This is a genomic window from Erythrobacter litoralis, assembly GCF_001719165.1.
In the GTDB taxonomy this organism is placed as follows: domain Bacteria; phylum Pseudomonadota; class Alphaproteobacteria; order Sphingomonadales; family Sphingomonadaceae; genus Erythrobacter; species Erythrobacter litoralis.
Map to the genome: position 1 here is coordinate 2,244,008 of NZ_CP017057.1, position 23,903 is coordinate 2,267,910.

18 protein-coding genes, 1 tRNA gene and 1 pseudogene are annotated in these 23,903 nt (G+C 66.4%); 13 read left to right on the plus strand and 7 right to left on the minus strand.

Translation table 11 applies throughout. The annotated features are described in order from the left end of the window. Nucleotides 1–50: 50 nt before the first annotated feature. Complete coding sequence (locus Ga0102493_RS10740) at nt 51–1,541, plus strand: carotenoid oxygenase family protein (protein WP_034900599.1); 1,491 nt, start codon at nt 51–53, stop codon at nt 1,539–1,541. A gap of 4 nt (nt 1,542–1,545) precedes the next feature. On the opposite strand, the gene Ga0102493_RS10745 is transcribed toward Ga0102493_RS10740, so the two are convergent. From Ga0102493_RS10745 to uvrC, 4 genes and pseudogenes are all read right to left on the minus strand, one after another. After that, nucleotides 1,546–1,821 carry a hypothetical protein gene (locus tag Ga0102493_RS10745; protein WP_034900597.1) on the minus strand — a complete coding sequence of 92 codons (276 nt, stop codon included), beginning with the start codon at nt 1,819–1,821 and terminating at the stop codon, nt 1,546–1,548. A gap of 172 nt (nt 1,822–1,993) precedes the next feature. Further along, nucleotides 1,994–2,164, minus strand: coding sequence for a hypothetical protein (locus tag Ga0102493_RS16405; RefSeq protein WP_236922203.1), 171 nt, complete (start codon nt 2,162–2,164; stop codon nt 1,994–1,996). 61 nt (nt 2,165–2,225) lie between these two features. Then, nucleotides 2,226–2,510 (minus strand): annotated as a pseudogene (locus Ga0102493_RS16630) (hypothetical protein); the annotation flags it as partial. 114 nt (nt 2,511–2,624) lie between these two features. Further along, nucleotides 2,625–4,583, minus strand: a complete 1,959-nt coding sequence (gene uvrC / locus Ga0102493_RS10755) for an excinuclease ABC subunit UvrC (RefSeq protein ID WP_034900594.1) — start codon at nt 4,581–4,583, stop codon at nt 2,625–2,627. Between the two features lie 320 nt (nt 4,584–4,903). Between uvrC and Ga0102493_RS10760 the strand changes: the two genes are divergently transcribed. Then, nucleotides 4,904–6,292: a peroxidase family protein gene (locus tag Ga0102493_RS10760; RefSeq protein ID WP_236922204.1), complete on the plus strand. Its 1,389-nt coding sequence runs from the start codon at nt 4,904–4,906 to the stop codon at nt 6,290–6,292. 166 nt (nt 6,293–6,458) lie between these two features. Then, a complete protein-coding gene (locus Ga0102493_RS10765) occupies nt 6,459–7,628 on the plus strand; it encodes a BaiN/RdsA family NAD(P)/FAD-dependent oxidoreductase (RefSeq protein ID WP_034900593.1) in 1,170 nt (389 codons plus the stop codon). Nucleotides 7,629–7,652: 24 nt separating this feature from the next. Here Ga0102493_RS10765 and Ga0102493_RS10770 read toward each other — a convergent pair whose 3' ends face one another. Then, on the minus strand, nt 7,653–10,811 hold the full coding sequence (locus Ga0102493_RS10770) for a TonB-dependent receptor (protein ID WP_069297512.1): 3,159 nt from the start codon (nt 10,809–10,811) through the stop codon (nt 7,653–7,655). Between the two features lie 220 nt (nt 10,812–11,031). Between Ga0102493_RS10770 and infA the strand changes: the two genes are divergently transcribed. The 7 genes from infA to Ga0102493_RS10805 all read left to right on the plus strand — a co-directional run bounded on the left by infA (nt 11,032) and on the right by Ga0102493_RS10805 (nt 17,378). Next, nucleotides 11,032–11,277 (plus strand): translation initiation factor IF-1, encoded by a 246-nt coding sequence (gene infA / locus Ga0102493_RS10775; protein WP_007163491.1) that lies wholly within the window; start codon nt 11,032–11,034, stop codon nt 11,275–11,277. An 18-nt stretch (nt 11,278–11,295) separates the two neighbouring features. Then, complete coding sequence (locus Ga0102493_RS10780; RefSeq protein WP_034900590.1) at nt 11,296–11,868, plus strand: Maf family protein; 573 nt, start codon at nt 11,296–11,298, stop codon at nt 11,866–11,868. Further along, nucleotides 11,861–12,832 (plus strand): ribonuclease E/G, encoded by a 972-nt coding sequence (locus tag Ga0102493_RS10785; protein WP_034900589.1) that lies wholly within the window; start codon nt 11,861–11,863, stop codon nt 12,830–12,832. Before Ga0102493_RS10780 ends, Ga0102493_RS10785 begins: the two co-directional genes overlap by 8 nt. Further along, nucleotides 12,829–13,017, plus strand: a complete 189-nt coding sequence (locus tag Ga0102493_RS10790) for a DNA gyrase inhibitor YacG (RefSeq protein ID WP_034900588.1) — start codon at nt 12,829–12,831, stop codon at nt 13,015–13,017. The genes Ga0102493_RS10785 and Ga0102493_RS10790 overlap by 4 nt, the downstream gene beginning before the upstream one ends. A 120-nt stretch (nt 13,018–13,137) precedes the next feature. Next, nucleotides 13,138–13,213 (plus strand) — tRNA-Phe (locus Ga0102493_RS10795). A gap of 34 nt (nt 13,214–13,247) precedes the next feature. Beyond that, nucleotides 13,248–14,045 carry a phosphoribosylaminoimidazolesuccinocarboxamide synthase gene (purC, locus tag Ga0102493_RS10800; protein ID WP_034900586.1) on the plus strand — a complete coding sequence of 266 codons (798 nt, stop codon included), beginning with the start codon at nt 13,248–13,250 and terminating at the stop codon, nt 14,043–14,045. A gap of 480 nt (nt 14,046–14,525) precedes the next feature. Further along, nucleotides 14,526–17,378, plus strand: coding sequence for a M16 family metallopeptidase (locus Ga0102493_RS10805; protein WP_236922205.1), 2,853 nt, complete (start codon nt 14,526–14,528; stop codon nt 17,376–17,378). Nucleotides 17,379–17,512: 134 nt separating this feature from the next. Here the strand turns inward: Ga0102493_RS10805 and Ga0102493_RS10810 are convergent, their stop codons facing one another. Then, on the minus strand, nt 17,513–19,714 hold the full coding sequence (locus tag Ga0102493_RS10810; RefSeq protein ID WP_034900583.1) for a TonB-dependent receptor: 2,202 nt from the start codon (nt 19,712–19,714) through the stop codon (nt 17,513–17,515). Nucleotides 19,715–19,997: 283 nt separating this feature from the next. Between Ga0102493_RS10810 and purS the strand changes: the two genes are divergently transcribed. Both purS and purQ read left to right on the plus strand, forming a co-directional pair. Then, the gene (purS, locus tag Ga0102493_RS10815) at nt 19,998–20,240 is read left to right on the plus strand and encodes a phosphoribosylformylglycinamidine synthase subunit PurS (protein WP_034900581.1); all 243 of its coding nucleotides are present in this window, start codon (nt 19,998–20,000) and stop codon (nt 20,238–20,240) included. After that, nucleotides 20,240–20,929, plus strand: a complete 690-nt coding sequence (gene purQ / locus Ga0102493_RS10820) for a phosphoribosylformylglycinamidine synthase subunit PurQ (RefSeq protein ID WP_034900580.1) — start codon at nt 20,240–20,242, stop codon at nt 20,927–20,929. The genes purS and purQ overlap by 1 nt, the downstream gene beginning before the upstream one ends. A 37-nt stretch (nt 20,930–20,966) precedes the next feature. Here the strand turns inward: purQ and Ga0102493_RS10825 are convergent, their stop codons facing one another. Further along, nucleotides 20,967–23,321 carry a putative bifunctional diguanylate cyclase/phosphodiesterase gene (locus tag Ga0102493_RS10825; protein WP_051697467.1) on the minus strand — a complete coding sequence of 785 codons (2,355 nt, stop codon included), beginning with the start codon at nt 23,319–23,321 and terminating at the stop codon, nt 20,967–20,969. 272 nt (nt 23,322–23,593) lie between these two features. Between Ga0102493_RS10825 and Ga0102493_RS10830 the strand changes: the two genes are divergently transcribed. After that, nucleotides 23,594–23,890 (plus strand): hypothetical protein, encoded by a 297-nt coding sequence (locus Ga0102493_RS10830; RefSeq protein WP_150132457.1) that lies wholly within the window; start codon nt 23,594–23,596, stop codon nt 23,888–23,890. The last annotated feature ends 13 nt before the right edge of the window (nt 23,891–23,903 follow it).

Here is a 23,903-nt window from a genome sequence, read left to right on the forward strand (position 1 = left end):
GCTTGCAACCCGTATGCGCTGCGCTAGGCTCGCGCACGAGGAGAGAGCGCATGGAGATCACCCGGCACAAACCCGTCAGGGCCAGCCTGAAACCGTCGAACCACCCCTATCTGTCGGGTCCGTGGACCCCATGTCACGAGGAGGTGGACGTTCCCGAACTCGAGGTGATCGAGGGCGAGATCCCGGCCGACATGGACGGGATTTACCTGCGCAACACCGAAAACCCGGTGCACCAGCCATTGGGCCGCCACCACCCCTTCGACGGCGATGCGATGATCCATGCCGTCAGCATTTCGGGCGGCCGCGCGAGCTATCGCAACCGCTTCGTGCGCACCCATTGCTTCGAGGCGGAACAGATCGCCGGGGGCAGCCTGTGGGGCGGGCTGATGGACCCGCCGGGCACGAGCCTGCGCCCCGGTTACGGCGCGCATGGCGGGCTGAAGGACACCGGCTCGACCGATATCGTGGTCCATGCCGGCATCGCCTATGCGACCTTCTACCAGTGCGGCGAGGCGTGGATGGTCGATCCGGTGACGCTGGAGACGCTCGGCAAGGCGCCGTGGGGTCCATTGGACGGCGTATCCGCCCATCCCAAGGTGGACGAGGAGACGGGCGAGCTCATGTTCTTCAACTATGGAAAGCATCCGCCCTTCATGCATTACGGCGTGGTCGACCGGTCGGGGCGGCTGGTCCATTACGTGCCCGTCCCGCTTGCCGGCCCGCGCCTGCCCCACGACATGGCGATCACGAAAAACTGGTCGATCCTCAACGACATGCCACTGTTCTGGGATGAAAAGCTGCTCGAACGCGGCATCCATGCCGCGCGGCTGCATGAGGGCGTGCCTACCCGCTTCGCCCTGATCCCGCGGCACGGCGAACCCGAGGACATCCGCTGGTTCGAGGCCGCGCCGACCTACGTGCTGCACTGGACGAACGCGTACGAAGACGGCGACGAGGTCGTGCTCGAGGGCTATTTCCAGGACAAGCCGATGCCCGACCCGCTCGAGGAAGCGGGCGAATACAGCCACATGATGGCCTATGTCGACGAACACTCCTTCCAGTCCCGCCTGCACCGCTGGCGTTTCAACCTCGCCACGGGCGAGACGCGGGAAGAGCGATTGTCGGACCGGATCGTCGAATTCGGCATGATCAACCCCGCCTTCGCGATGCGCCCGAGCCGCTATGTCTGGTCGACCACCACCAGGCCGGGCTGGTTCCTGTTCAACGGATTCGTCCGCCACGACACCCGGACGGGCGAGGAAGATGTCTACCGCCTGCCCGAAGGCGTCTATGCCAGCGAAAGCCCGATCGTGCCGAAAAAGGGCGCCACCCGGGAGGACGAGGCCTATCTCGTGACCTTCCTCATCGACGAGAACAGCGGCAGCTCGCACTGCGCGATTCTCGATGCGGGCGATATCGCGAAGGGGCCGATCTGCCGGATGGCATTGCCGCACAAGATATCAAGCGGGGTTCACTCGACCTGGGTCGAACACGACCAACTCGACCGCGCGGCGCAATGGCGGCGCACGGCACTGGCCTGAGGCGTCAGAGCACGCGGAACAACATCGCGGCGCGGACCCATTCTGGCTCTATGAAGCCCAGGCCACGCTGCTGATCGCTGTTGATAACCTCGACCGAATAGCGCCCGTTCCGCCCGACGGCGTAGATCTGTCGGACGAGTTCACCATGTTCAGGGTGTCTCAGCAGGAAGACATCGCCGCGGACATAGGCCGGCTGGCTGCGGAACAACCCGACAGTCCCGCCCGGCAGGATACGGCTCATCTTCTTGCATGGCACCCATGCCAGCCTGAGGCCGAACATCGCTCTTCCCGCTTTTATCTTTGTCTCTGGCAAGCCGCCAGTCCGGCTTGCGAGGTGGGCGGATATCCAATCATTGCGGATTTCGCAAGTTCGCCTCCCCGTCTCATGCACCGGATTTGTGACGCCGGATTCGTGACGCCGGATTTGGAACGGGCGCACAGCCGGCCCCGCGTCAGCCGCGCTCGGCCTGGCGTGCCCATTCCACCAGCCTTGCAAGGCCCAGCAATTGCTTCGTCGCGGCATCGCTGCGTTCCCGCCCGAGCCGGTCTGCGATGCGCCCCGTGACGGCGGCGAGCGGGGCGTAGGCATCGCGGACGGCACGGCACGGCGGGCGGGCGGGCATGGACGATGAGAGCGCGGCGATCGGCCGGATCGCTCGCGCGCCGGACGAGGCCGCGCGCCTCCAGCCGGTCGATCAGCGTCGTCACGCTGCCACTGGTAAGGCCAAGCGCCGCGCCGATATCGCGCGGGGCCTGCGCCCCGCCTTCGACCAGCAGGCGCAGCGCGCGCCAGTCGTTCCGGCCGAGCCCGAGCCGGCCTGCGGCCTCGACATCGAAACGGTCGATCGCGCCCTGAAGCAGGCGCATGGCGCTGGAAAGGGGAGCTTCCGAAAGAGGGACGTCGGAAAGGGAGGGCTCCGAAAGAGGGGCCTCTGAAATGCGCGCAGCAGGGGCGAGAGGTTCGGACATTGCTCCGACCCTGACAGCCTTGGCTCGGCAATAAATTCAGGAGAAATGCGTGCATCCGGAGAATCGAGAAGCTCGATTGGCCGATTGCTCGACGATCAAGCGATCGCGCGCCTTTCAGCCCCCGGCGTGGTAGAAATCGTAGACCGTGCGCGCGACCTTGTCGCTCACGCCTGGCGCGCGGCGAAGATCTTCTAGGGCGGCGGCGCGGACCTTCGACGCGGTGCCGAAATGGAGCAGCAGCGCGCGCTTTCTTGCCGGGCCGATGCCGGGGATTTCGTCCAGCGGGCTGGCTGTGATCCCCTTGGACCGCTTCGCCCGGTGTGCGCCGATGACATAGCGGTGGACCTCATCGCGCAGCCGCTGGGCGTAGAACAGGACCGGCGAATTGGTCGGCAGGGTCTTTTCGCGCCCGTCGGGAAAATGGAACACCTCGCGGCCCTCGCGCCCGTGATGCGGGCCCTTGGCGATGCCGACCACGGGCACGTCCTCGGCAAGGCCGAATTCCTCGAGCACGGACATGACGCTCGATAGCTGGCCCTTGCCGCCGTCGATCAGGACGAGGTCGGGCAGCACGGCATGGTGACCCTTCGCACCCTCACCCGGCTCCTCCCCGTCGGCGAAGCGGCGGAAGCGGCGGCGCATGACCTCGCGCATCATGCCGAAATCGTCGTTCGACTGCGCCTCGCGGATGTTGAACTTGCGATATTGCGACTTCTCGAAACCCTCGGGACTGGCGACGATCATCGCGCCGACCGCCTTCGCGCCCTGGATATGGCTGTTATCGTAGATCTCGATGCGCTGCGGCGGCTCTTCGAGTTCGAGGAATTCGGCAAGCTCGCGGTGGACCTTGGCCTTGGTCCCCGTCTCGGCCAGCCGCCTATCCAGCGCCTCGACCGCATTGCGGCTCGCCTGCGCCATGAGCTTGCGCCGGTCGCCGCGTTGCGGGATCGAGAGCACGACCTTGCGTTCCGCGAGTTCCGACAGCGCGGCCTCGATCAGCTCGGCCTCGGGCAGGTCGCGGTCGACGAGGATGGTCGGCGGCGGGGGAACCTCCTCGTAGAATTGCAGCATGACATCGGTCAGGACTTCGGCCTCTTCGACCTCCTTCACATGGCGCGGGAAGAAGGCGCGGTGGCCCCAGTTCTGCCCGCCGCGAATGAAGAAGGCCTGCACGCAGATCTGCCCGCCCTTGGCCGCCAGCGCGAAAACGTCGGCATCGCCCACGGCCTTGGCATTGATCGCCTGCGAGCCCTGGATAAAGGTCGCCGCGCGCAGCCGGTCGCGCAGGATCGCGGCGGTTTCGAAATCGAGGTTCTCCGCCGCCTTCGCCATCTGCTTCTCGAGATCGGCCTGAACCGCGCCCGATTTCCCCGCGAGGAAATCCTTCGCCTGCCGCACCAGCCCGGCATAATCCTCCTCGGATATGCGTCCGACGCAAGGGGCCGAACAACGCTTGATCTGGTAGAGCAGGCAGGGCCGGTCGCGATTGTTGAAGAAACTGTCGGTGCAGCTTCTGAGCAGGAACAGTTTCTGCAGCGCGTTCAATGTCGTGTTGACGCTCCCCGCGCTGGCGAAGGGGCCGTAATAATTGCCCTTCGCCCGGCGCGCGCCGCGATGCTTGTGGATGCGCGGAAAGGTGTGATCGGCACGCAGCAGGATAAAGGGAAAGCTCTTGTCGTCGCGCAGAAGCACGTTGAAGGGCGGGCGGAACCGCTTGATCAGCTGCGCTTCGAGCAGCAGCGCCTCGGCCTCCGAATTGGTGGTGACGATTTCCATGCTGCGGGTCTGGCTGACCATCCGCTGGAGCCGCCCGGACAGCGCCTTCCACTGGGTGTAATTCGCCACCCGCGCTTTCAGGCTCCGCGCCTTGCCGACATAGAGCACGCCGCCCCTCGCATCGACCATGCGATAGACGCCGGGCACGGGCCGCAGCACCTTCACCATTTCGCGGATCGCCTTCACACCCGCTTCGAGATCGGGCTGGGCGCGCGCGACCGTGGAGGCCGCGCGGCTTTCATCGAAGCGCTCGGCCCCTCTCGGATCGTGCGGTGTGCCGGCCTCGGTTCGGGACATGGGGTTCGAGATAGGGCGCCAGCGTACGGGATGGAAGGTGTCGAGCCGCGATTGCCACAGCGCGCCTTTCGCCAACCGCCCGCCGATCGCCCGCTCTTTTGCGCGCTGGCATCGAATTCATGTATTCGTCTCCGAAAATGCACGTAAAGACGCAATAGATTCGCCTTATATTCGGCTTAAGACAAGCTATGTTAAATAAACAGGGAATCGGGTTGCCTTACTTTTAGTTAACTTCAGTAACTGACAGGGGAGGCAGACAAGTGACTACTACAGAACATCATGGCATGAAGCCGCTGGAGGGATTATCGCCCTTTTGCCGCATGAGCCAATATTCGGCAGGCCAGCGCGACGATCGCTTCGGCCGACTGTTCCCCGAACTCGCCCCGGCCTATACCCGGCCCGAAATCCTCGAGGCGATCGGAGCGATCGACGGGCCGATGGACGGCAAGAGCCAGGCCGACCGCACCGACAGCGTCGCGGTCGGCCAGGTCTTCTTCGGCCAGTTCGTCGATCACGACATCACCCTCGATGCATCGACCACCTTCGACAGCGTCGTCGACAATCCCGGCGAGATCGCCAATGTCCGAACGCCAACGCTCGATCTCGACTGCATCTACGGGCTCGGCCCGGAGGCGCAGCCCTACCTGTTCAACCAGGACCGCGTGGACGGCAATCCCGGCCCCTTCGCCGGCGTCAAGCTGCTGACGGGGGCCGACAATCCGGGTCAGGCGGGGATGCCCGACAACGACCTGCTGCGCGCGCCCAATGGCCGCGCGATCATCGGCGACCCGCGCAATGACGAGAACCGGATCATCAGCCAGATCCAGCTCGCCATCATCCGGTTCCACAATCTCGTCGCCCAGACGATCCACGACGAGGAGGGTCTCACCGGCCATTCGCTCTACGAAGAGGCCCGGCGGGTGACCACTTGGCATTACCAATGGGCGGTGGTGCACGATTTCCTCGTCGCGATGTGCGGCCTGCCCGTGGTCGAACGGATTCTCGGCTGCGGGCGCAAGGTCTATTGCGGCTCCGTCCCCTTCATCCCGGTCGAATTTTCGGTCGCGGCCTATCGTTTCGGCCATTCGATGATCCCGATGAAGATCCAGACCCAGAAGGGCGGCGGCAAGTTCGAGCTGTTCGGCACGACGCTGGGTTCCGGTTTCGATCCGCTGAACGATGCGGATGCGGTGGTGGACTGGCACGAACTTCTCTTCACGCCCGAAAACCGCCAGGTCGAACGGGCGCTCAAGCTCGACACGAAGCTCGCCGGAGACCTGCTCGAACTGCCATTCATCGATCCGCGTGCCCCGGCGCGGGAGAAGTCGCTTGCCACCCGCAACCTGCTGCGCGGCAACACCTTCCTCCTGCCCGCGGGAGAAAAAATCGCCGAGGCGGTGGGATGCCCGCAGGCGCAGATCGAAAAGGTGCTCAACAAGGTCGCACAGGTGAACGGCGATCTCGGTCGTGACGGCATCCCGCTGTGGCTCTATCTCCTTGCCGAGGCCGAGGTGATCGGCCGGGCCGAGAGCAATGGCAGCGACAATGAGGGCGAGGGGCTGGGCCCGGTCGGCGCGACCATCGTCGCCGAGGTCATCATCGGCCTGCTCGAACTCGACGACCATTCCTTCCTCGGCGCGAACCGCAACTGGTCCCCGCGCGACGAATGGAACACGCTCGGCAAGCTGGTTACCGCGGCCCAACCATGACGAAAGGGCCCTGATCGGACCGACTTGCGCGTCGCCTCTGCCAAACGGCCCCGGCTGAGGCGGCGCATCTGGCGGGGCGAAGCGGTATCCGGCGACCCCCGGCCGCTTCGTCCCGCCCTTTTTCTTCCCTTTGCACGGGCGTGCGCGGAGGCCTATCGCGCCTGGCATGAAGCATTACGACGCGATCATCCTGGGAGCGGGCGCCGCCGGCCTGATGTGCGCCGCGCGCGCGGGCCAGCGGGGGCTGCGGGTCGCGGTGCTCGAACGCGCGGCAAAGCCGGGCAAGAAGATCCTCATTTCGGGCGGCGGGCGGTGCAATTTCACCAATCTGCACGCAGGGCCCGGCAATTACCTTTCGGCCAATCCCCATTTCGCCAAGAGCGCGCTCGCCCGATACACGCCCGCCGATTTCATCGAACTGGTCGAACGGCACGCAATCGCGTGGCACGAAAAGACGCTCGGGCAATTGTTCTGCGACGGATCGGCGAAGGCGATCGTCGACATGCTGATCGCCGAATGTCCCGACAGCGTGGAGGTGATCTGCGACGCCGATGTCAGCGCGGTCGTGAAGGACGGGGAGACATTCGCCGTCTCCGCCTCGGGCGAAAGCTATGCCGCGCCCGCGCTCGTCATCGCGACCGGCGGGCCGTCGATCCCGAGAATGGGCGCGACCGGCTTCGCCTACGATCTTGCGCGGCAATTCGGGCTGAAAGTGGTCGAGCCGCGCCCCGCCCTAGTGCCGCTCACGCTGGGCGGCGAGGATGTCCTGTTCCGCGAGCTGTCGGGCGTTTCCGCGCCCGTGAGAGCGCGCGCCGGGGCGGGCAGTTTCGATGAGGCGGCCCTGTTCACGCACAATGGGCTTTCGGGCCCTGTGATCCTCCAGGTTTCCTCCTACTGGACGCCCGGCTCCGAAGTCGCGGTGACATTCGTCCCGCAGGAGGATGCCGAATGGCTCGTCCAGATGAAGCGCGACAGGCCGCGGGCGAGCGTGCGCGCGGCCCTGCGCGAACACCTGCCCGACCGGCTTGCCGATGCGCTGGCCGACCGGCTGGGGATCGAACGCGAACTCGGCAATGTCCCCGACGCGGCGCTGCGCGAAGCGGGCGCGCGGCTCGCCGAATGGCGCTTTTCGCCGACGGGCACGGAAGGCTTCGCCAAGGCCGAGGTGACGATCGGCGGCATCTCCACCGGCGAGCTTTCCTCGCGCACGATGGAGGCGAAACGCGTCCCCGGCCTCTACGCGATCGGCGAGGCGGTGGACGTGACCGGCTGGCTCGGCGGTTACAATTTCCAGTGGGCCTGGGCGAGCGGGGTCGCCTGCGGGGAGAGTTTGTAACCCTTCCTGACAGGTCGAGGGACGCTAGAAGAGCTTTCTTATGTCGATCCCCACGAACAGGCCGGTCGGATCGATCAGCAGCGGCTGGTAATTGATCGGCACATTGCCCGCCTCGTCCCTCACCCGGCGCTGAGCGTCGAAGATGTTGTCCGCCCGCAGCGACACACGGACATTGTCGAGCCACTTCTCCTCGCTTCCCGTCAGCTCGTCGACATTGGCGAAGATGCGCAGGTCAAAGGTCACGATGTCGCCGAAGAACAGGTCGGTGCTGCCCGGCAGGCCCGAACCGTCCAACCGGGTCTCGCCCGTGTACCGGCCCGACAGGCGGAGGCCGAGGCCCTCGCCGAACACGCCCGCCTCGAGACGCGAGGAATGGCGCGGGAAGCCGAAAGCCCCGGTCGCATCCCCGTCGAGCTGATCGAGAACCGGCACGCCGGGGGCGATCAGGATCTCGTTGGCAAGTTCGATCGTGTGGGTGAGGTTGGCGAAGTAGAAAAAGCCGCTCGGCCGCCCGCCGCCGCCCAACGGGTTGAAGGCCGGGCCTCCCCCGCCGCCCGGACGACCGCCCTGCTCGCCGTCCTCGCTCATCTGGCACATGCGCGTGCGGAAGCGTTCGAGCACTTCGTCGGGGATGGTCCCGTCGGGTCCGCGCGACTGGTCTATGCCCATCTTGACGAAAGCGGGATCGACACCGGGCAGGAGGGCGGAGACATCCTCTCCTGCATCGATCCTGGCGATCAGTTCGCGCAGCGCCGCGATGCCGTCATCGCCGCACAGCCGCGCGCGGAAGGCTTCGTATTGCGCGCTGCGCTCGCCGCCGCCGCCGCCCGGAGCCGCCGGAGCACCGCCCGCAGGCGGTCCCGAAGCACCGCCCATCATGGCCGGGTCGATCGCGCAGATGCGTGTCCGGAACATGGCGAGGCGTTCGGGGTCGATGGTCCCGTCATCGCTGCGCGCGCGGGCGATCATCGCCTTGAAGCGGTCAGCATCGAAGCCGGGGATTTCCGCCGAAAGGTCCTCGCCCGCATCGATTCGTGCGATGAGATCGGCGAGCCATTCGGCACCGTCATCGGCGCACAGACGGTTGCGGAAGGCCATGAACTGCTCGCGTTGGCCCGCCGATGGCGCGCCGCCGCTTCCTTCGTCGCCGCCCGACGCTCCCGACGGCGGACCACCCGAAGGCCCGCCGCTGCCGCCGCCCCCGCCTTCGCGACCACCGCCGCCGCGCGCGCCCGGAGGCCCGCCTTCCGCCTCGTCCTGGCCAAAGCGCCCGCGCGTCCCCAGCGTGAATTGCAGCCGGTCGGAACGCGTCTCGGCAAAGCTGACGGCGCGCCGGTCGATGAAGGTCAGCCGCCCGTTCGCATCGCGCTGTATCCGGTCGGGAAAGGCCGCCTCGATCGCCTGCGTGACCTGCGGGAAGCCGCTGGTGACGTTGTCCGAACGGTTGCGGATATATTCCACGGTGAAGCGGGTGTTCTCCCAGAAAGGCAGCTCCCAGTTCGCCTGGAAGCGCCAGTCGGTCTGGGTCTCGGCGGGAAGGTCGGCATTGCCGCCGGTCAGCACCTCGGCGAGCACGGTCTCGCCCGTGACGAGGTCGAAGACGGGCACGTTGGGCTGAAGCACCTGCGGATCGCCCAATTGGCGCAGCCCCGGCGCGACCTCGCGGTAGACATAGGTCGCCGACAATTCGAGCCTTTCGGTCACGCCCCAGTTGAGGCCGACCGAATAGTCCCCGAGCGTGCCGAAATCCGACAAGTCGTTGATCCCGGCATTGAGATTGACCGTGAAGCTCCCCAGCGCATCGGCGAAGCCCCGGCGGCGGCTGGTGATCGGGACGACGAGGTTCGCGCCCGTGGAAACTTCGCCGCGGGTCAGGTCCACCGGCAGGTTGCCGCGCGTGTCCGAAGCCTCGACCCGGTTCCAGTCGTAGCCGACATCGAAGGTCGCCATCAGCTCGCCGCCCGGAAGGTCCGCGAGCGGGCCGTTCAGCGTGTGCAGCGTCGTCGCGTTGATGCCGCGTGTGTTCGCGACATCGAAGCCGCCGTCCACCGCGCGAGGCAGCTCTGCGTCAAGCGCGAGAGTGCCGGCCAGCGCCTGCGCTTCGAGCCCGGAGGTGTCGAAGCGGCGGTCGATCACCTGCTCGAGTTCGGAAAAGCCCGCATCGAATGTCCCGGTATACTGGAAGGCATTGACCCGCTTGTTCAGCGAACCCGAGGCGTTGAGGAAATCTTCCGCCCGGGTCTGGGTGAGCGGTGTCTCCTCGCCGAAGGTGCGCGTCAGGCTCTCGCCCCCCGGACCGGTCAGCGTGACGAGATTGAGCCCGTTCTGCGCCCGGCTGTCGTTGCGCGCGTAATTGACGTTGGCCGAGACGGAGACGCCAGTGTCGATGAAGGCCTTGGCATAGCTGACATTGGCATCGAAGGAGCGCGTGTCGGCGAGCAGGCTGCGGAATTGCGCCTGGTCGGGATCGGTCGCGAGGTCCGAGGTCGAACCGGGCGTCTGGATGATCCCGCGCTCCGCCTCGGTCAGCAGCGAGCGGTCGTTGGCGGTGAAATTGGCGTTGATCCGGCCGCCGTCGGCGATGCGCAGGTAACCCAACTCCTGCTCGGTCTGGAAATAGCCGCCCCGGCTCGGCCCCTCGAATTCAAGCTCGACCTCGGCGTTTTCGTAATTGTCCTTGAGGATGAGATTGATGACCCGGCGGTCGGGCGGAAAGCCGAATCGCTGGGCGACCTCTTCGGGGAAGACCTCGACCCGGGCGAGCGCCTCGGGCGGATATTGCGCGAATTCGCGGAAGGAGCCGACGCGGATGCCGTTGACGAGCACGACCGGGCGTTCGCCCCCGCGCCCGCGCGCCGATCCGGTGCGGGCCTCGATCTGCTGGATGAGATCGCTGATCGAGGCGACCCCTTCGGACGCGATCGCTTCCTCGTCGAGTTCGAGCAGCGGGGCCTGTTCGACATCGAGCTGGCCGCGCAGGCGCTGGGCGCGCACGATGATCTCACCGCCTCCTCCGGAGGTCTGGTCTTCGGCCTCCTGGGACGAAGCTTCGGTCGCCCGGGCGCTGTCGCTTTCCCCTTCCGCCTCCTGCGCGCCCGCCGGCATCGCGGCGAGCCAGAGCCATACGGCAGAGGAGCAGAGGGCGGCCCGGACAAGCGGGCGCGGGGAAGCAAAGCGTTTCATGCGGCTCTCTCTTGAGCGGAACGGTGCATCGGACAAGCGCTTCTATTGTAACGCTTTGCACCTGAACCTACGGATAGTGCGCGTGGGGAGATGCAGCGCGCACCCCCGGCGCGAATGCGTCCGTAACGCACGACCCTTCCCTTTTGTCCCGGGCATCGCTAAATGCGCCGCTCACATCGACGAACGCATTGTGCGTTGCAACACGGACGCAAGGAAATTCATGGCGAAAGAAGAACTCCTCGAAATGCGCGGGCGTGTGGTCGAGCTGCTGCCCAATGCGATGTTCCGGGTGGAGCTTGAAAACGGCCATGAAGTCCTCGGGCACACGGCGGGCAAGATGCGCAAGAACCGCATCCGCGTGCTCGTCGGCGACGAAGTGCTGTGCGAACTGACGCCGTATGACCTGACCAAGGCGCGGATCACCTACCGCTTCATGCCGGGCCGCGGCGGTCCCGGCCCGCAGTAAGTTCGCGCTGCCCCGCTGATGGGCGCGCTTCACCTGACGCTGGCATCGGCCTCGCCCCGGCGGCGCGAACTGATCGCGCGGCTCGGGATCGAACCCGATGCGGTCACGCCTGCCGATATCGACGAAACGCCGCTCAAGGGCGAGCTTCCGCGCGCCTATGCCCTGCGCATGGGACGAAAAAAGGCGCTTGCCGTGAACGCGCCCGGCTTCGTGCTGGCGGGCGACACGGTCGTCGCCGCGGGCCGCCGCATCCTGCCCAAGACCGAAATGCGCGAGGAAGCCGAGGCCTGCCTCAAACTGCTTTCGGGCCGCCGCCACACCGTGCTCTCCAGCGTGGTCCTGCGCGCGCCCGACGGCTCGCTGCGCGAACGGCTGAGCGAGAACGTGGTCCGCTTCAAGCCGCTTTCGGGGCAGGAGATCGCGGATTATCTCGCGGGCGGCGAATGGCACGGCAAGGCTGGCGGTTACGCGATACAGGGCGCGGCGGAAGGGCTGATCCAGTGGATCCGGGGCAGCCATTCCTCCGTGATGGGTCTGCCGCTCTATGAAACGCGGGCGCTGCTCAAGGCGGCGGGATTCGCAATTGCCTGATCGCGGGTCCGAATGGCTGGTCGAGGACGGGATCGGCGAATGGCGCGCGCTGCTGATCGAAAACGGCGAGGCTGTGGATGCGAAACTGCTGTGGCCGGGCGAGATGCGTACGGGCGAGTTCGTCACCGCGCAGCTCGTCGCCAAGCGGGCGGGCAAGGGGCGCGGCACGGCGCGGACCGAATGCGGGCGCGAAATCCTCGTCGACCAGCTTCCCTGGGGAATCACCGAAGGCGAAAAACTCACCGTGCTCATCACGCGGGCAGCGATCGCCGAGCGCGGCCGGCTCAAGCGGGCGCAGGGCCGGGTGGTCGATGGCGTGCCCAAAAACGAGGCAGCGCCCTGGCCCACGCTCGATGCGCGCCGAGTGCACCGGTTTCCAGCCGGGCTGTGGGAAGATGCGTGGTCCGCCGCTTCAAGCGGCTCGATCGCCTTTCCGGGCGGCGAGGTCCTGTGTTCGGTGACGCCGGCCATGACCGTGATCGATGTCGATGGAGAGGGCGGAGCGCGCGAACTCGCCCTTGCCGCGGTCCCCGCGATCGCCCGCGCGCTCCGCCTGTTCAACATCGGCGGGAATATCGGCGTCGACTTTCCCTCGATCGAGGCCAAGGCCGACCGGCGCGCAGTGGATGAAGCGTTGGGCGGGGCGCTGGGCGGGTTTTCGCATGAACGCACAGCGATGAACGGGTTCGGTTTCGTGCAGATCGTCGCGCGGCTCGAAGGCCCCTCGCTGCTCCACCGCTTCTGGACCAGCCGCGTCGGCATGTGCGCGCGCATGGCGCTGCGGCGGGCTGAAATGCTCGAAGGGGCGGGCGCGGCGCTGCTGACGGTGCATCCCGCGCTCAAGGCGAAGATAACGGACGAATGGCTCGAAGAGCTCGCCCGCCGCGCGGGGCGCGACGTGCGCCTGGAGACCGATCCCGGCCTTGCACTCGAGGCGCCGAGTGCTCAACTTGTGGCCCCATGACCACGAGCCCGAACCGCCCCTGCCCGATCTGCCGCAAGCCGCGCAGGCCCGACTTCAGCCCGTTCTGCTCGCAGCGCTGCAAGGACCGCGACCTCGCCCGGTGGTTCGGCGATGGCTATGCCGTGCCCGGTCGCCCGGCCAGCCCGGACGAACTCGCGCAGGATAACTGGGACGAGCAGGACTGACGGCCCGACATTGCGGTGCCGGCCCCGAGATTTCCCTCTTGCCAAGCGCCGCACCGTTCGCCATAGGCCCGCACTCATTCGCTCGCCGGCATGGCTTTCCATGTCGCCGCGGAGTAGGAAGCCCAAGTAGCTCAGTTGGTAGAGCATACGACTGAAAATCGTAGTGTCGGTGGTTCGATTCCGCCCTTGGGCACCACTCCCCTCCTGACGCGAGGCACCATAATTCCATCATGTCCCGCCGCACCAAGATCTACGAAGGCAAGGCCAAGATCCTCTATGAGGGGCCAGAGCCCGGCACGCTCATCCAGTATTTCAAGGATGATGCGACCGCCTTCAACGCCGAGAAGAAGGGCACGATCAACGGCAAGGGCGTGATCAACAACCGCATCAGCGAACACGTCTTCACGCGTCTCGCCCATATCGGCATCCCCACCCATTTCATCCGCCGCCTCAACATGCGCGAGCAATTGATCCGGCAGTGCGAGATCATCCCGATCGAGGTCGTGCTGCGCAATGTCGCGGCCGGATCGATTTCCAAGCGTCTCGGGATCGAGGAAGGCGAACCGCTCCCTCACACGCTGATCGAATATTATTACAAGGACGATGCGCTGGGCGATCCGCTGGTCGCTGAAGAGCACATCGCCTGTTTCAACTGGGCCTCGAACGAGGAGATGCACGACATTTCCTCGATGGCGATCCGGATCAACGATTTCCTGTGCGGCATGTTCGCCGCGATCGATATCCGGCTGGTTGATTTCAAGCTCGAATTCGGGCGCCTCTATGACGGCGATTACAGCCGCGTCATCCTCGCCGACGAAATCAGCCCGGACGGCTGCCGTCTGTGGGACATGAATTCGGGCGAAAAGCTCGACAAGGACCGCTTTCGCCGCGATCTCGGCGGCGAGGAAGAGGCCTATCGCGAAGTCGCCCGCCGGCTCGGCCTGCTCGCTGGCGAGGAAAACGGACCGGGTGAAGTGCTCGATCTGTCGACGCACCGCTCGCGGCTGCGCACCCCGCCCAAGAAATAGTCGCGGCGCCCCGGCGCGCGCGGATCAGCCCTCCTCGCATGACCGGGGCCTGCCGCTTTCGCGTGCAGCGCGATTCGCCGTGGGCGGCCCGGCCCACGCCAGCCCATGCCATGCCCACGCGGAAGGCAATGCCCCGCCTGCCCATTTTCGCGGCAGCCGGATGCCCTGCCCGCACCTTGGGCATGGCATCAGGAGGCGCGCCCCCGGGGCGGTGTGTCATCCGGCCCGAATATCGGTGCTGCCCGCGAAACGGGCAGCCCCGACCGGCCCAGAAATGCCCGTTCAGCAGGCAGTCAAACCCGGCCCGGCAAAGGGTCGCACGCAAGCTGCCGGCGCCCGGCAAGCGCCTGCCGCCGCCTGCCCTCGGGAGGGGCAATCGCCCTGCCTTGCCACGGCGGGGCTGACAAAGCGCTGCGGGCCGCTAGGCTGGCGGCACAGAGGGAACAATCGGGGCTCGCACGACTGCACATGATTTCGACATTGCGACTTTTCGCCGCCGGGCTCTGGCTCGCGCTGGTTCCGCCTGCCCTTGTCCCGCTTCATGCGCAGGACCCGCCGGCCCAGGCGGGCGGCGAGGCCCCCGCCGACGCGCCCCGATGGGCGTTCGAGGACAGCGACGTGCCGGTCGATGCTGGCTATGTCTTCGGGACGCTGCCCAATGGCATGCGCTATATCCTGCGCGAAAACGCGACGCCTGATGGCACGGCGCTGGTGCGCATGCGGATCGGATCGGGCTCGCTCGAAGAGCGCGCCGACGAACGCGGCCTGTCGCACTATCTCGAACACATGGCCTTCAACGGGTCGACGGGCGTGCCCGAGGGCGAGATGGTCAGGCTGCTCGAACGCGAAGGGCTTGCCTTCGGCGCGGACACGAACGCTTCGACCGGCTATGAGGCGGTAACCTACAAGCTCGACCTTCCGCGCAATGACGAGGGTCTGCTGGACACCGCGCTAATGCTGATGCGCGAGACGGCGAGCGAACTCACGATTGCACCGGCTGCGGTCGAACGCGAGCGCGGAGTGATCCTCGCCGAACGGCGCGACCGGGCGGGCCATGCGCTGTCGGCCTATGAGGACGAGGTCGAATTTCTCGCACCCGCAGCGCGCTATGGCGAACGCCTGCCGATCGGGACGCTGGAGGTGCTCGAAAGCGCGGGGGCAGCGGACATCCGCGCGCTCTACGAACGGACCTATGTGCCCGCCAACACGGTTCTGGTCGTGGTCGGCGACTATCCCGTGGAGCTTATGGAAGCGAAGGTCCGCGCGATGTTCGCGGACTGGCAGGGCGGCCCGGCGCCGGAAGAGCCGGTCACAGGCCCCGTCGATGCGGCGCGCAAGGGGTTGACCGACATCCACATCGACCCGGCGCTGTCGGAAAGCGTCGCCCTATCCCGCCTCTCCCCCTTCGAGGACGAGGCGGACACGCTCGCCGCGCGCGAACGGGCCACCCTGCGATCGATCGGCTATTCCATCGTCAATCGCCGCCTCGCCGCGCTCGCTCGCGGGGCCGACGCGCCGTTCAATTCGGCGCGCTTTTCCTCCGGCGACCTGTTCGAGGATGCGCGCCTCACCAGCCTCACCGTGAACACCGCCGACGGCCAATGGCGCGAAGGCATGCTGGCAGCGGTGCGCGCCGTGAACGAAGCGCTGACCCATGGCTTCACGCGCGCCGAACTCGACGAGCAGCTGGCGGGCCGCCGCACGGGACTGCAGAACCTCGCCGCCGCAGCTGAAACGCGCACCCATGCCGCCTATGTCAGCGGCGCGCTGCGGCTGGTCGACGACGGCACGATCCCGACCGAACCTGAATTCCGGCTCGCTCTGTTCGAGAAACTCGCCGCGCGAATCACGCCCGAGACGGTCCATGACGCATTGATCGAGGATGCCGCCCCGCTCGAAGAGCCGCTGATCCGCGTCGAGGGCCGCACGGCCCCCTCAGGCGGAGAGGACGCGCTGCGCGGCGCCTTTGCCGAGGCGATGGCGCTCCCCATCGCTCCGCCGGACGAGGCCGGCGCGCTGGCCTTCGCCTACGGGGATTTCGGCGAGCCCGGAAACGTGGTCGAGGACCGGGTGGACGAACGGCTCGGCATCCGCCTCGTTGCCTTCGACAACGGCGTGCGGCTCAATCTCAGGCGCACCGATATCCGCAAGGACCGGCTGCAGGTGCGCATCGCCGTGGATGGCGGGCAATTGCTCGAGACGGTCGAGGACCCGCTCGCCACCGCCATGGTCGTCGCACTGGCCGGCGGCGGGCTCGGCGCGCACAGCCAGGACGAGCTCGCGACGATCCTTGCCGGGCGCACGGTGAGCTTCGGTGTGTCGTCGGCGAGCGACAGCTTCGTCGTCACCGGAGGGACGACGCCGCGCGATCTCGAACTGCAATTGCAGCTCGCCGCCGCGCTGCTGACCGATCCTGGCTACCGGCCCGAGGGCGAGGAGCGCTATGCCCGCTCGGTCGAGAACTATTTCGCCAGTCTCGACGCCACTCCGGGGCGTGCGCTGGGGACCGCGATCGGCGGAATCCTGTCGGACGGCGACCCGCGCTTCACGCTGCAGCCGCAGGAGGCCTATCTGGCGAAGGATTTCGCCCAGCTGCTCGATGTCCTCGCGGACCGGTTCGAACGCGGGGCGATCGAGGTCGCGATCGTCGGCGATATCGAGGAGGACGAGGCGATCGCAGCGGTCGCGGCGACGCTCGGCGCGCTGCCACGGCGCGAGGCGTCATTCCGCGAGCGGACCGAGGCGCGCAAGCGGACCTTCACCAGAGACCGGAGCCCGCGCGTGCTGACCCATGCGGGCGAGGCGGACCAGGCGCTCGTGCGCCTGACATGGCCGACCACCGACGATTCCGACCACGAGGAAGCGCTCCGCCTCGCGGTGCTCGCCCGCGCGGTTCGGATCGCGCTCACCGATAGCCTGCGCGAGGAACTGGGCGAGGCCTATTCGCCGGGCGCCAGCTCCTCACCCAGCCGGACCTATGAAGGTTACGGCACTTTCCAGGTCCAGGCCGCGCTAGATGTCGCATCGGTCGACATTGCGCGCGCGGCGATTGTCGGCGTGGTCGAGGATTTCCGAGCCGGAAAGATCGATGCCGACACGATCGAGCGGGCCAAGCGGCCGCTGCTCGAGGATTACCAGAACGCGCTCAAGACGCTGACCGGCTGGATGAACCTCGTGCGGCGCGTCCAGAGCGAGCCCGAGCGGATCGACCGCTGGCTTGCCGTGCCCGAACGGCTCGGGCGGATCGGCGCGCAGGAGATCGCGGCGGCGGCCGAGCGCTGGCTCGATCCGGCAGGCGCGGTCGAAATCCTCGTCCTGCCCAGGGGCGATTGACCGCCGGCAGGGCCTGCCAAGGCCGCCACCAGAAAGGGCAGCACAAAAAAGGGGCCGGCAAGTCGCCTCTTGCCCGCCCCCATTCTGGAAGTGGTCCGGGCTTGATACGCCCGGAACCGTGTCGTTGTGGCGCCTTAGTAATCGACCCCGAAGGAAACGCCAACCACCCGCGGATCGTTCACGAAAGCGGTAAGGTTGTTGAAGTCGACCGCGCCGAGGATGTTGTCCTCATTTGTGATGTTGCGCGCGAACAGGGCGACTTCCCACTGGCCGTCGCCGCCCGAATAGCCGATGCGAAGGCCGCCCTCGATCCGGCTGTCGGCGTTGAATTCGGCGCTTTCGTAGAGGAAGAAGTTCGTCTCGCCGAGATAGATCCAGTCGGTGAAGATGAAGAATTCGCCCGAATTGCCCACCGGAACGCCATAGCGCGCGGTGAAATCGCCGCTCCATTCGGGTGCGTTAGGGAATGGATTGCCGTCCACCAGCGCAAAGCCGTTCGCATTGAGCGGGTCGAGCACGGTGCATTGCGCGCACACGCCCACGGCAAGGCTGTCGTCGTTGATCTGCGTGTCGTTATAGGCGAGCCCTAGCGTCAGCGTGATGTTCGGGGTCGGCTGGAACGCGGTGTCGAATTCAAAGCCCCAGGCCTCGCCTTCATTCGCATTGATCAGCTGGACGAGATTGCCCGCCCCGCCGACGGCGGTGAACTGCGGGTCCTCGACCGTGTAGTAGAAGGCCGAACCGTTGATCCGCACCTTGCGGTCGGCGAACTCGCTCTTGAAGCCCGCCTCGTAGCTGGTGATGTTCTCCGACTGCGCGACCGAAGGCGCGGCGAAGAAGGCGACGTCGCGGCCCTGGATGGTCGGCGCGCGAAACGCATTGGCGACGCGGGCATAGACGCTGGTCGTGTCGGTCACGTCGGCGAAGATGCTGACGTCCCAGTCGATGTTGTCGTCCTGCACGCTGACCGGCTGGAGCGGCGCGCCCGAGCGCACGAAGAAGTCCTTCTCGTCGTCGGTGTAGCGCAGCCCTGCGGTCACGCGCAGCGCCTCCGTCAGTTCGTAGCTCGCCTGCCCGAAGACCGCCCAGGCGGTGTTGGTGTGATTGACGGTGACGGGCGGCGGAAAGGTGAAGCCGACGGTCGTCACGTCGAAATCGCTGTCGAAGATGAACCCGCCGACCTGCCAGGACAGAGGCCCGTCGCCGTTCGAGGCGAGGCGCACTTCGTGGGTCAGCTGTTCGAGATCGATCGAATCCTGCGTGTCGGAGGGGAACGGGATGAAGCCCGGCCCCGTCACGAGATTGCCCCCGTCGATATCGCCGCGGCTGAAGCCTTCGCTGGTCCAGTAGCTGGTGATCGAGGTGAGGGTGGCGAAATCGTATTCGTAGGACGCATTGAGCGTCGCGCCGAACTGGTTGTACTCGGCCGGATTGCCGCCGCCCGCATCGTAGAACACAGTGTCGCGGTCATAGTTCTGGTTCAACTCGTTGCTGCCGGGCGACAGAACGTTCGCGCGAAAGAAGGTCGATGACCCGTCGAGATCGCGGAAATTGACCTGGGCGAGGATCTCGCTGCGTTCGTCCGGCGTCCACAGCAGCTGGCCGCGAATGGCGAAATCGGTGAACCCGCCGAGCGCATTCTCCTCGCCGGTGAAGCCGTTGTCGATCCAGTCGCCGCGGCGCTGGAACTGGGTCGAGACGCGGAAGGCCAGCTTGTCCTCCACGATCGCCCCGCCGACCGCGCCGGTCAGCGAAGCCGTGTCGAGCGAACCGAAGCTGAGACCGGCCTGGACGTCGGGCTCGAACCCGGGCTTGACGGTTTCGATCTTGACGATGCCCGCCGGCGTGTTGCGACCGAACAGCGTGCCCTGCGGCCCGCGCAGCACTTCGACGCGCTGGACATCGAAGATCGGGAAGCTCTTGAGCGTCACGTTCTCGAGCACGATTTCATCGAGGATCACCGAAACCGGCTGCGAGGCGGCAAGGTCGAAATCGGTGTTGCCCAGCCCGCGAATGTAGAACCGCGGCGCGACGCGCCCGTTCGAGCTTTCAACATTGAGGCCGGGCGCAGCGCCGGCAAGCGCGGTCGTGTCGGCAGCGCCCGAGAAGATGAGATTGACGCGCTGTTCGTCGAGGATGTCGGCGGAGACGGCCACGTCCTGCAGGCTTTCCTCGCGCCGGTTGGCGGTGACGATGATCGTCGGCAATTCGCCTTCGGAGCTCTGCGCGGTCTCGTCGTCCTGCGCGGCTGCGGGCGCGGCAAACCCGATGCCGGCGGCCGCGATAAGGCTGGTGGAGGCCCAGAGGGCGCGCACGAAAGGAATACGCTGTGACATGGTGGAAATTCCCTTTGCTTGTCACGGAGAGAGGGACGTGACGCCCGCGGGCTGGCAGATTTGCCCGATTCTGGCGAGATGCGGCGGTGCACAAACGACGCAAAAGCGGCATTTCCGGGTCATTCCCGTATCACCTGTGGCAAAGGGGTTACATCTGTCAGCATCCCGGCGCGCGTCCCATCCCGGCGCGATCCCGGGGAGAGCCGCGAGGAACCCCCTCCCCCTGACGCCCAAGCCTCGCTATAGGCGCACCGCGCAAGACCCACATTCGCAGGAACCGCCCATGAAAATCCGCATCCTCGTCCGCCTCAAGCCCGGCGTGCTCGATCCGCAGGGACGCGCCGTGCACCACGCACTGGACGGGCTCGGCTTCGCGGGCATCGAGGACGTGCGCGTGGGCCGGATGATCGAACTCGAAGTCGCCGACGGCACCACCGACGAGACGCTGGCGAAGATGTGCGAACAGCTCCTCGCCAACATGGTGATCGAGGATTACGTCATCGAACGTGCAGGGGAGCAGGGCTGATGGGCTTTCGCGCAGGGGTCGTCACCTTCCCCGGCTCGAACTGCGACCGGGACATGGCGGTGGCGCTGGAGAAGGTCTCCGGCGAACCCGCGATCCGCATCTGGCACGGCGAGGCGAGCCTGCCCGAGCGGCTCGACCTGATCGCGCTTCCGGGCGGCTTTTCCTATGGCGATTACCTGCGTTCGGGCGCGATGGCGGCGAAAAGCCCGATCCTGCGCGCCGTCATCGATGCAGCAGAACGCGGCGTGCCGGTCCTCGGCGTGTGCAACGGCTTTCAGGTCCTGACCGAAGCGGGCCTGCTGCCGGGTGCGCTGATGCGCAATGCGAACCAGACCTTCATCTGCCGCACCGTCCCGCTGACGGTCGAAAACACCGACAGTATCTTCACCCACGGATTCGAGGCTGGCGAGACGATCCGCATCCCCGTCGCCCACCACGACGGCAATTACTTCGCCGACGATGCCACGCTCGACCGGCTGGAGGGCGAAGGCCGCGTCGCCTTGCGCTATGGCGAAACCTGCAACGGATCGCGCCGCGACATTGCAGGCGTGCTGAGCGCCAATGGCCGCGTGCTTGGCATGATGCCGCATCCCGAACGCGCGATCGAACCGGTGAGCCACCCCTCGCTCGGCGGGCCGGACGGGCGGCGATTCTTCGAGAACCTGATCGGCGCACTCGCCTCGGCCTGACCCTGATTCGCAGGCGCAGGCTTAGGTGCGCAAGGGCCTAGGCGCTGATCCGGCGCCGGGTCCGGAACAGGAGGCGGGCTTCCTCGTTCGACATCGGACGGCCGAAATAGAAGCCCTGGATCTTGTCGCAGCCCAGATTGCGGATCATCGCGGCCTCTTCGGCGGTCTCGACACCCTCGGCCGTGGTGGTCATGTCGAGGCTTTTCGCCATCGCGACCACTGCATTGATGATCGCGAGGCTTTCATTGGCCCCCTGCGCCGCGCCCTGGACGAAGGTGCGATCCACCTTGATCGTCGAGAACTTCAGCTTCCTGAGGTAGCCCAGCGACGAATAGCCGGTCCCGAAATCGTCCAGTGCAACCGAGCAGCCCAGCGCCATGACCTGTTCGAGCGCGTTGCGGGCGATGCTCGCATCGCGCAGGAAGATGCTCTCGGTCACCTCGACCTCGAGCCGTTCGGGCCTGAGCCCGCTCGCGGCGAGCGCATCGACCACGTCCTGGTGGAAATCGGGTTCCAGCAGCTGTTCGGGCGAAACGTTGACATTGACCTTGACCTCTTCGGGCCATTCGCGCGCTTCCATGCAGGCCTGGCGCAGGACCCATTTGCCGATTGGCACGATCAGGCGCGTATCCTCGGCAAGGGGGATGAACTTGCCCGGGCTGACGAAACCGTGCTCGGAGGAATTCCAGCGCACCAGCGCCTCGAAGCTGACGACGTTCTCGCTGCGCGCATCGACCACCGGCTGGTAATGGAGCACGAATTCGTCGAGCCCCAATGCCTTGCGCAGGGAATCTTCGAGCTGGCGCCGCTCCTCGGCCGATGCGTGGAGGACCGGTTCGAAGCGGCAATGTTCGCCCCCGCCGATATCCTTCGCCTGATAGAGCGCGAGGTCGGCATTGCGCATCAGCTCCTCGACCGTCTTGCCGTCGCGCGGACCGATCGCCGAACCGACGCTCGCCCCGACATAAAGCGTGTGCTGTTCGACCTGGTAGGGCTCCGACAGCGCCTCGATCACCTGCCGCGCGACTTCGCAGACCCGTTCGCTCTCGCTTGCATCGCGGATCACGATGGCGAATTCGTCGCCGCCCAGCCTGCCGCACATCAGATCGTCGTTCATCAGGACCTGGAGGCGCGAGGAAACCTGCGCGAGCAGCTTGTCCCCGGTCATGTGGCCGAGCGAATCGTTGACCGCCTTGAACCGGTCGAGATCGACCATCAGCAGCGCGCAGCGCGAGCGCCATTTCTCGGCATCGCGCAATGCTTCGCCCAATGCCTCGGTCAGCTGGAGGCGGTTGGGCAGCTGGGTAAGCGTGTCGTAGCGCGCGAGATAGGCGATCTTCTCGGAGGACTGGCGCTGTTCGGTGACGTCCGAGCCGACCCCGCGAAAGCCGTCGAAGCGACCGCGCTCGTCGCGCATCGGCGTGCCCGAAAGCTCCCACCAGCGCTTTTCCCCGTTGATCCTGACCTCGACCAGCAGCGCCGAGAAATTCTCGCGGTTCTTGAGCTTATCGGCGAGTTCGTGGAGGCTTTCGGGAAAGCGCCCCTCGCCCCAGCGCCCGCCGGTGACCAGTTCGAGCAGCGGCTTGCCTGTGACCGCGGCCTGCGATGCGCCCAGCGCGAAGGCGAAGCGCGGAGAGACCGAACGCAGCCTGCGCTGGGTGTCGACTTCCCACAGCCAGTCGGCCTCGTTCTCCTCGAATTCGCGCAGCAGCAGCGAGACGACCTCCTCCTTTTCCGCGATCGCGGTTTCGGCAAGGCGCGCCGTGAGGTAATGCCGCCCGGTCTCGATCGCGCCGATGATCGACACGATGGTGAATACGATCGAGACCGTCATGGTGAGGAATTCCCCGGCAATCGCGAGGGCGATGGTCGTGCCGGTGCCGACGATGAGCGAGAAGACGACCACGCCGAGCGGGGCGGCGGTGTTGAAGAACACACCGCCCGCGATCAGGATCGCGAGGATATAGAGCATCGCGCCGAACTCGCCGCTCGTCCCTTGCGGGCCGAAACCGACCACGGCGGCCGCCCACAGCAGGCCCGACAGCGCCGGGGTGATGGTCTGGCGGTAGAATTCGCGGGTGGTGATCCGGCGGTGCGCGACATCGCCGAGCGAGCGGTCGAAGGCAGCTCCGCGCAAATGCACCCAGGCGAGCGCCGCCATCCACAGCGCGATCCAGGCGAAGGAGACGCTGTCGCGGTAGAGCACGGCCACGAACACCGCGAACAGGGCATGGGCATAGGAGCGCAGGAAGGTGAGTCCGGCGAGCGCCGAATATTGCAGACCCCGCAGCCGCGCCCACTCCGCCCCGCCCCGGCCCGACAGGCCAAGCACGGCCGCAGCCGTCAGTCCGGGAATCGCCGGCTGGGAGGGGGAGTGTGCCTGGTCGCTCACGCTGCCGGGGATTAACCGCGAAAGGTTAGAGGCCGGTAAAGCGGCAGCGCTTTTTGCTTTTTTGCGACCGGTCGAAAAGGCGGGATGGCACAGGCCCTTACGCCCGCCGGGCGCGTTCGCGCACCTTGCATCGGCATTGCTTCCCACCCGCGCCTGCCGATCCGCAAAGGCCCCGTATTTTCCCCCGCAGGGCCTCCGCTTCGATCTTAACCGGCCGGTTCCATCACTTCTGCCGACATTGCGAAAATGTCCAACGAAAGGAGAGTGCACCCATGTCCCCCCAACTGACAGGATCGTCCCAGGTGGAGGAAGCGCTCGAAAGTCTCGAACAGCAGCTGGTTGCGCTGTACGAGGAAAAGCAGGCCGCAGCCGCCGACGGCGCCGAAACCGCCGCCATGCGCGAGACGATGTGCAATCTCGAAGCCCAGATCGTCGAACTCTACCGCGAGAAGGAGGAGCTCCATCGCGGCGAAGGCCTGATCGCGCAGAAAGACGAGACGATCGCCAATCTCGAAGCGCAGATCGTCGAGCTCTACCGCGAGAAGGAAGATCTCGCCCGCGCCGCCTGACCGCGCCCGGGCG

What these genes read in the sequence shown, in the direction of transcription:
- Ga0102493_RS10740 (WP_034900599.1), top strand. Translation starts at nt 51, where the DNA reads ATGGAGATCACCCGGCACAAACCCGTCAGGGCCAGCCTGAAACCGTCG.
- Ga0102493_RS10745 (WP_034900597.1), bottom strand. Translation starts at nt 1,821, where the DNA reads ATGTTCGGCCTCAGGCTGGCATGGGTGCCATGCAAGAAGATGAGCCGT.
- Ga0102493_RS16405 (WP_236922203.1), bottom strand. Translation starts at nt 2,164, where the DNA reads ATGCCCGCCCGCCCGCCGTGCCGTGCCGTCCGCGATGCCTACGCCCCG.
- uvrC (WP_034900594.1), bottom strand. Translation starts at nt 4,583, where the DNA reads ATGTCCCGAACCGAGGCCGGCACACCGCACGATCCGAGAGGGGCCGAG.
- Ga0102493_RS10760 (WP_236922204.1), top strand. Translation starts at nt 4,904, where the DNA reads ATGAGCCAATATTCGGCAGGCCAGCGCGACGATCGCTTCGGCCGACTG.
- Ga0102493_RS10765 (WP_034900593.1), top strand. Translation starts at nt 6,459, where the DNA reads ATGAAGCATTACGACGCGATCATCCTGGGAGCGGGCGCCGCCGGCCTG.
- Ga0102493_RS10770 (WP_069297512.1), bottom strand. Translation starts at nt 10,811, where the DNA reads ATGAAACGCTTTGCTTCCCCGCGCCCGCTTGTCCGGGCCGCCCTCTGC.
- infA (WP_007163491.1), top strand. Translation starts at nt 11,032, where the DNA reads ATGGCGAAAGAAGAACTCCTCGAAATGCGCGGGCGTGTGGTCGAGCTG.
- Ga0102493_RS10780 (WP_034900590.1), top strand. Translation starts at nt 11,296, where the DNA reads ATGGGCGCGCTTCACCTGACGCTGGCATCGGCCTCGCCCCGGCGGCGC.
- Ga0102493_RS10790 (WP_034900588.1), top strand. Translation starts at nt 12,829, where the DNA reads ATGACCACGAGCCCGAACCGCCCCTGCCCGATCTGCCGCAAGCCGCGC.
- purC (WP_034900586.1), top strand. Translation starts at nt 13,248, where the DNA reads ATGTCCCGCCGCACCAAGATCTACGAAGGCAAGGCCAAGATCCTCTAT.
- Ga0102493_RS10810 (WP_034900583.1), bottom strand. Translation starts at nt 19,714, where the DNA reads ATGTCACAGCGTATTCCTTTCGTGCGCGCCCTCTGGGCCTCCACCAGC.
- purS (WP_034900581.1), top strand. Translation starts at nt 19,998, where the DNA reads ATGAAAATCCGCATCCTCGTCCGCCTCAAGCCCGGCGTGCTCGATCCG.
- purQ (WP_034900580.1), top strand. Translation starts at nt 20,240, where the DNA reads ATGGGCTTTCGCGCAGGGGTCGTCACCTTCCCCGGCTCGAACTGCGAC.
- Ga0102493_RS10830 (WP_150132457.1), top strand. Translation starts at nt 23,594, where the DNA reads ATGTCCCCCCAACTGACAGGATCGTCCCAGGTGGAGGAAGCGCTCGAA.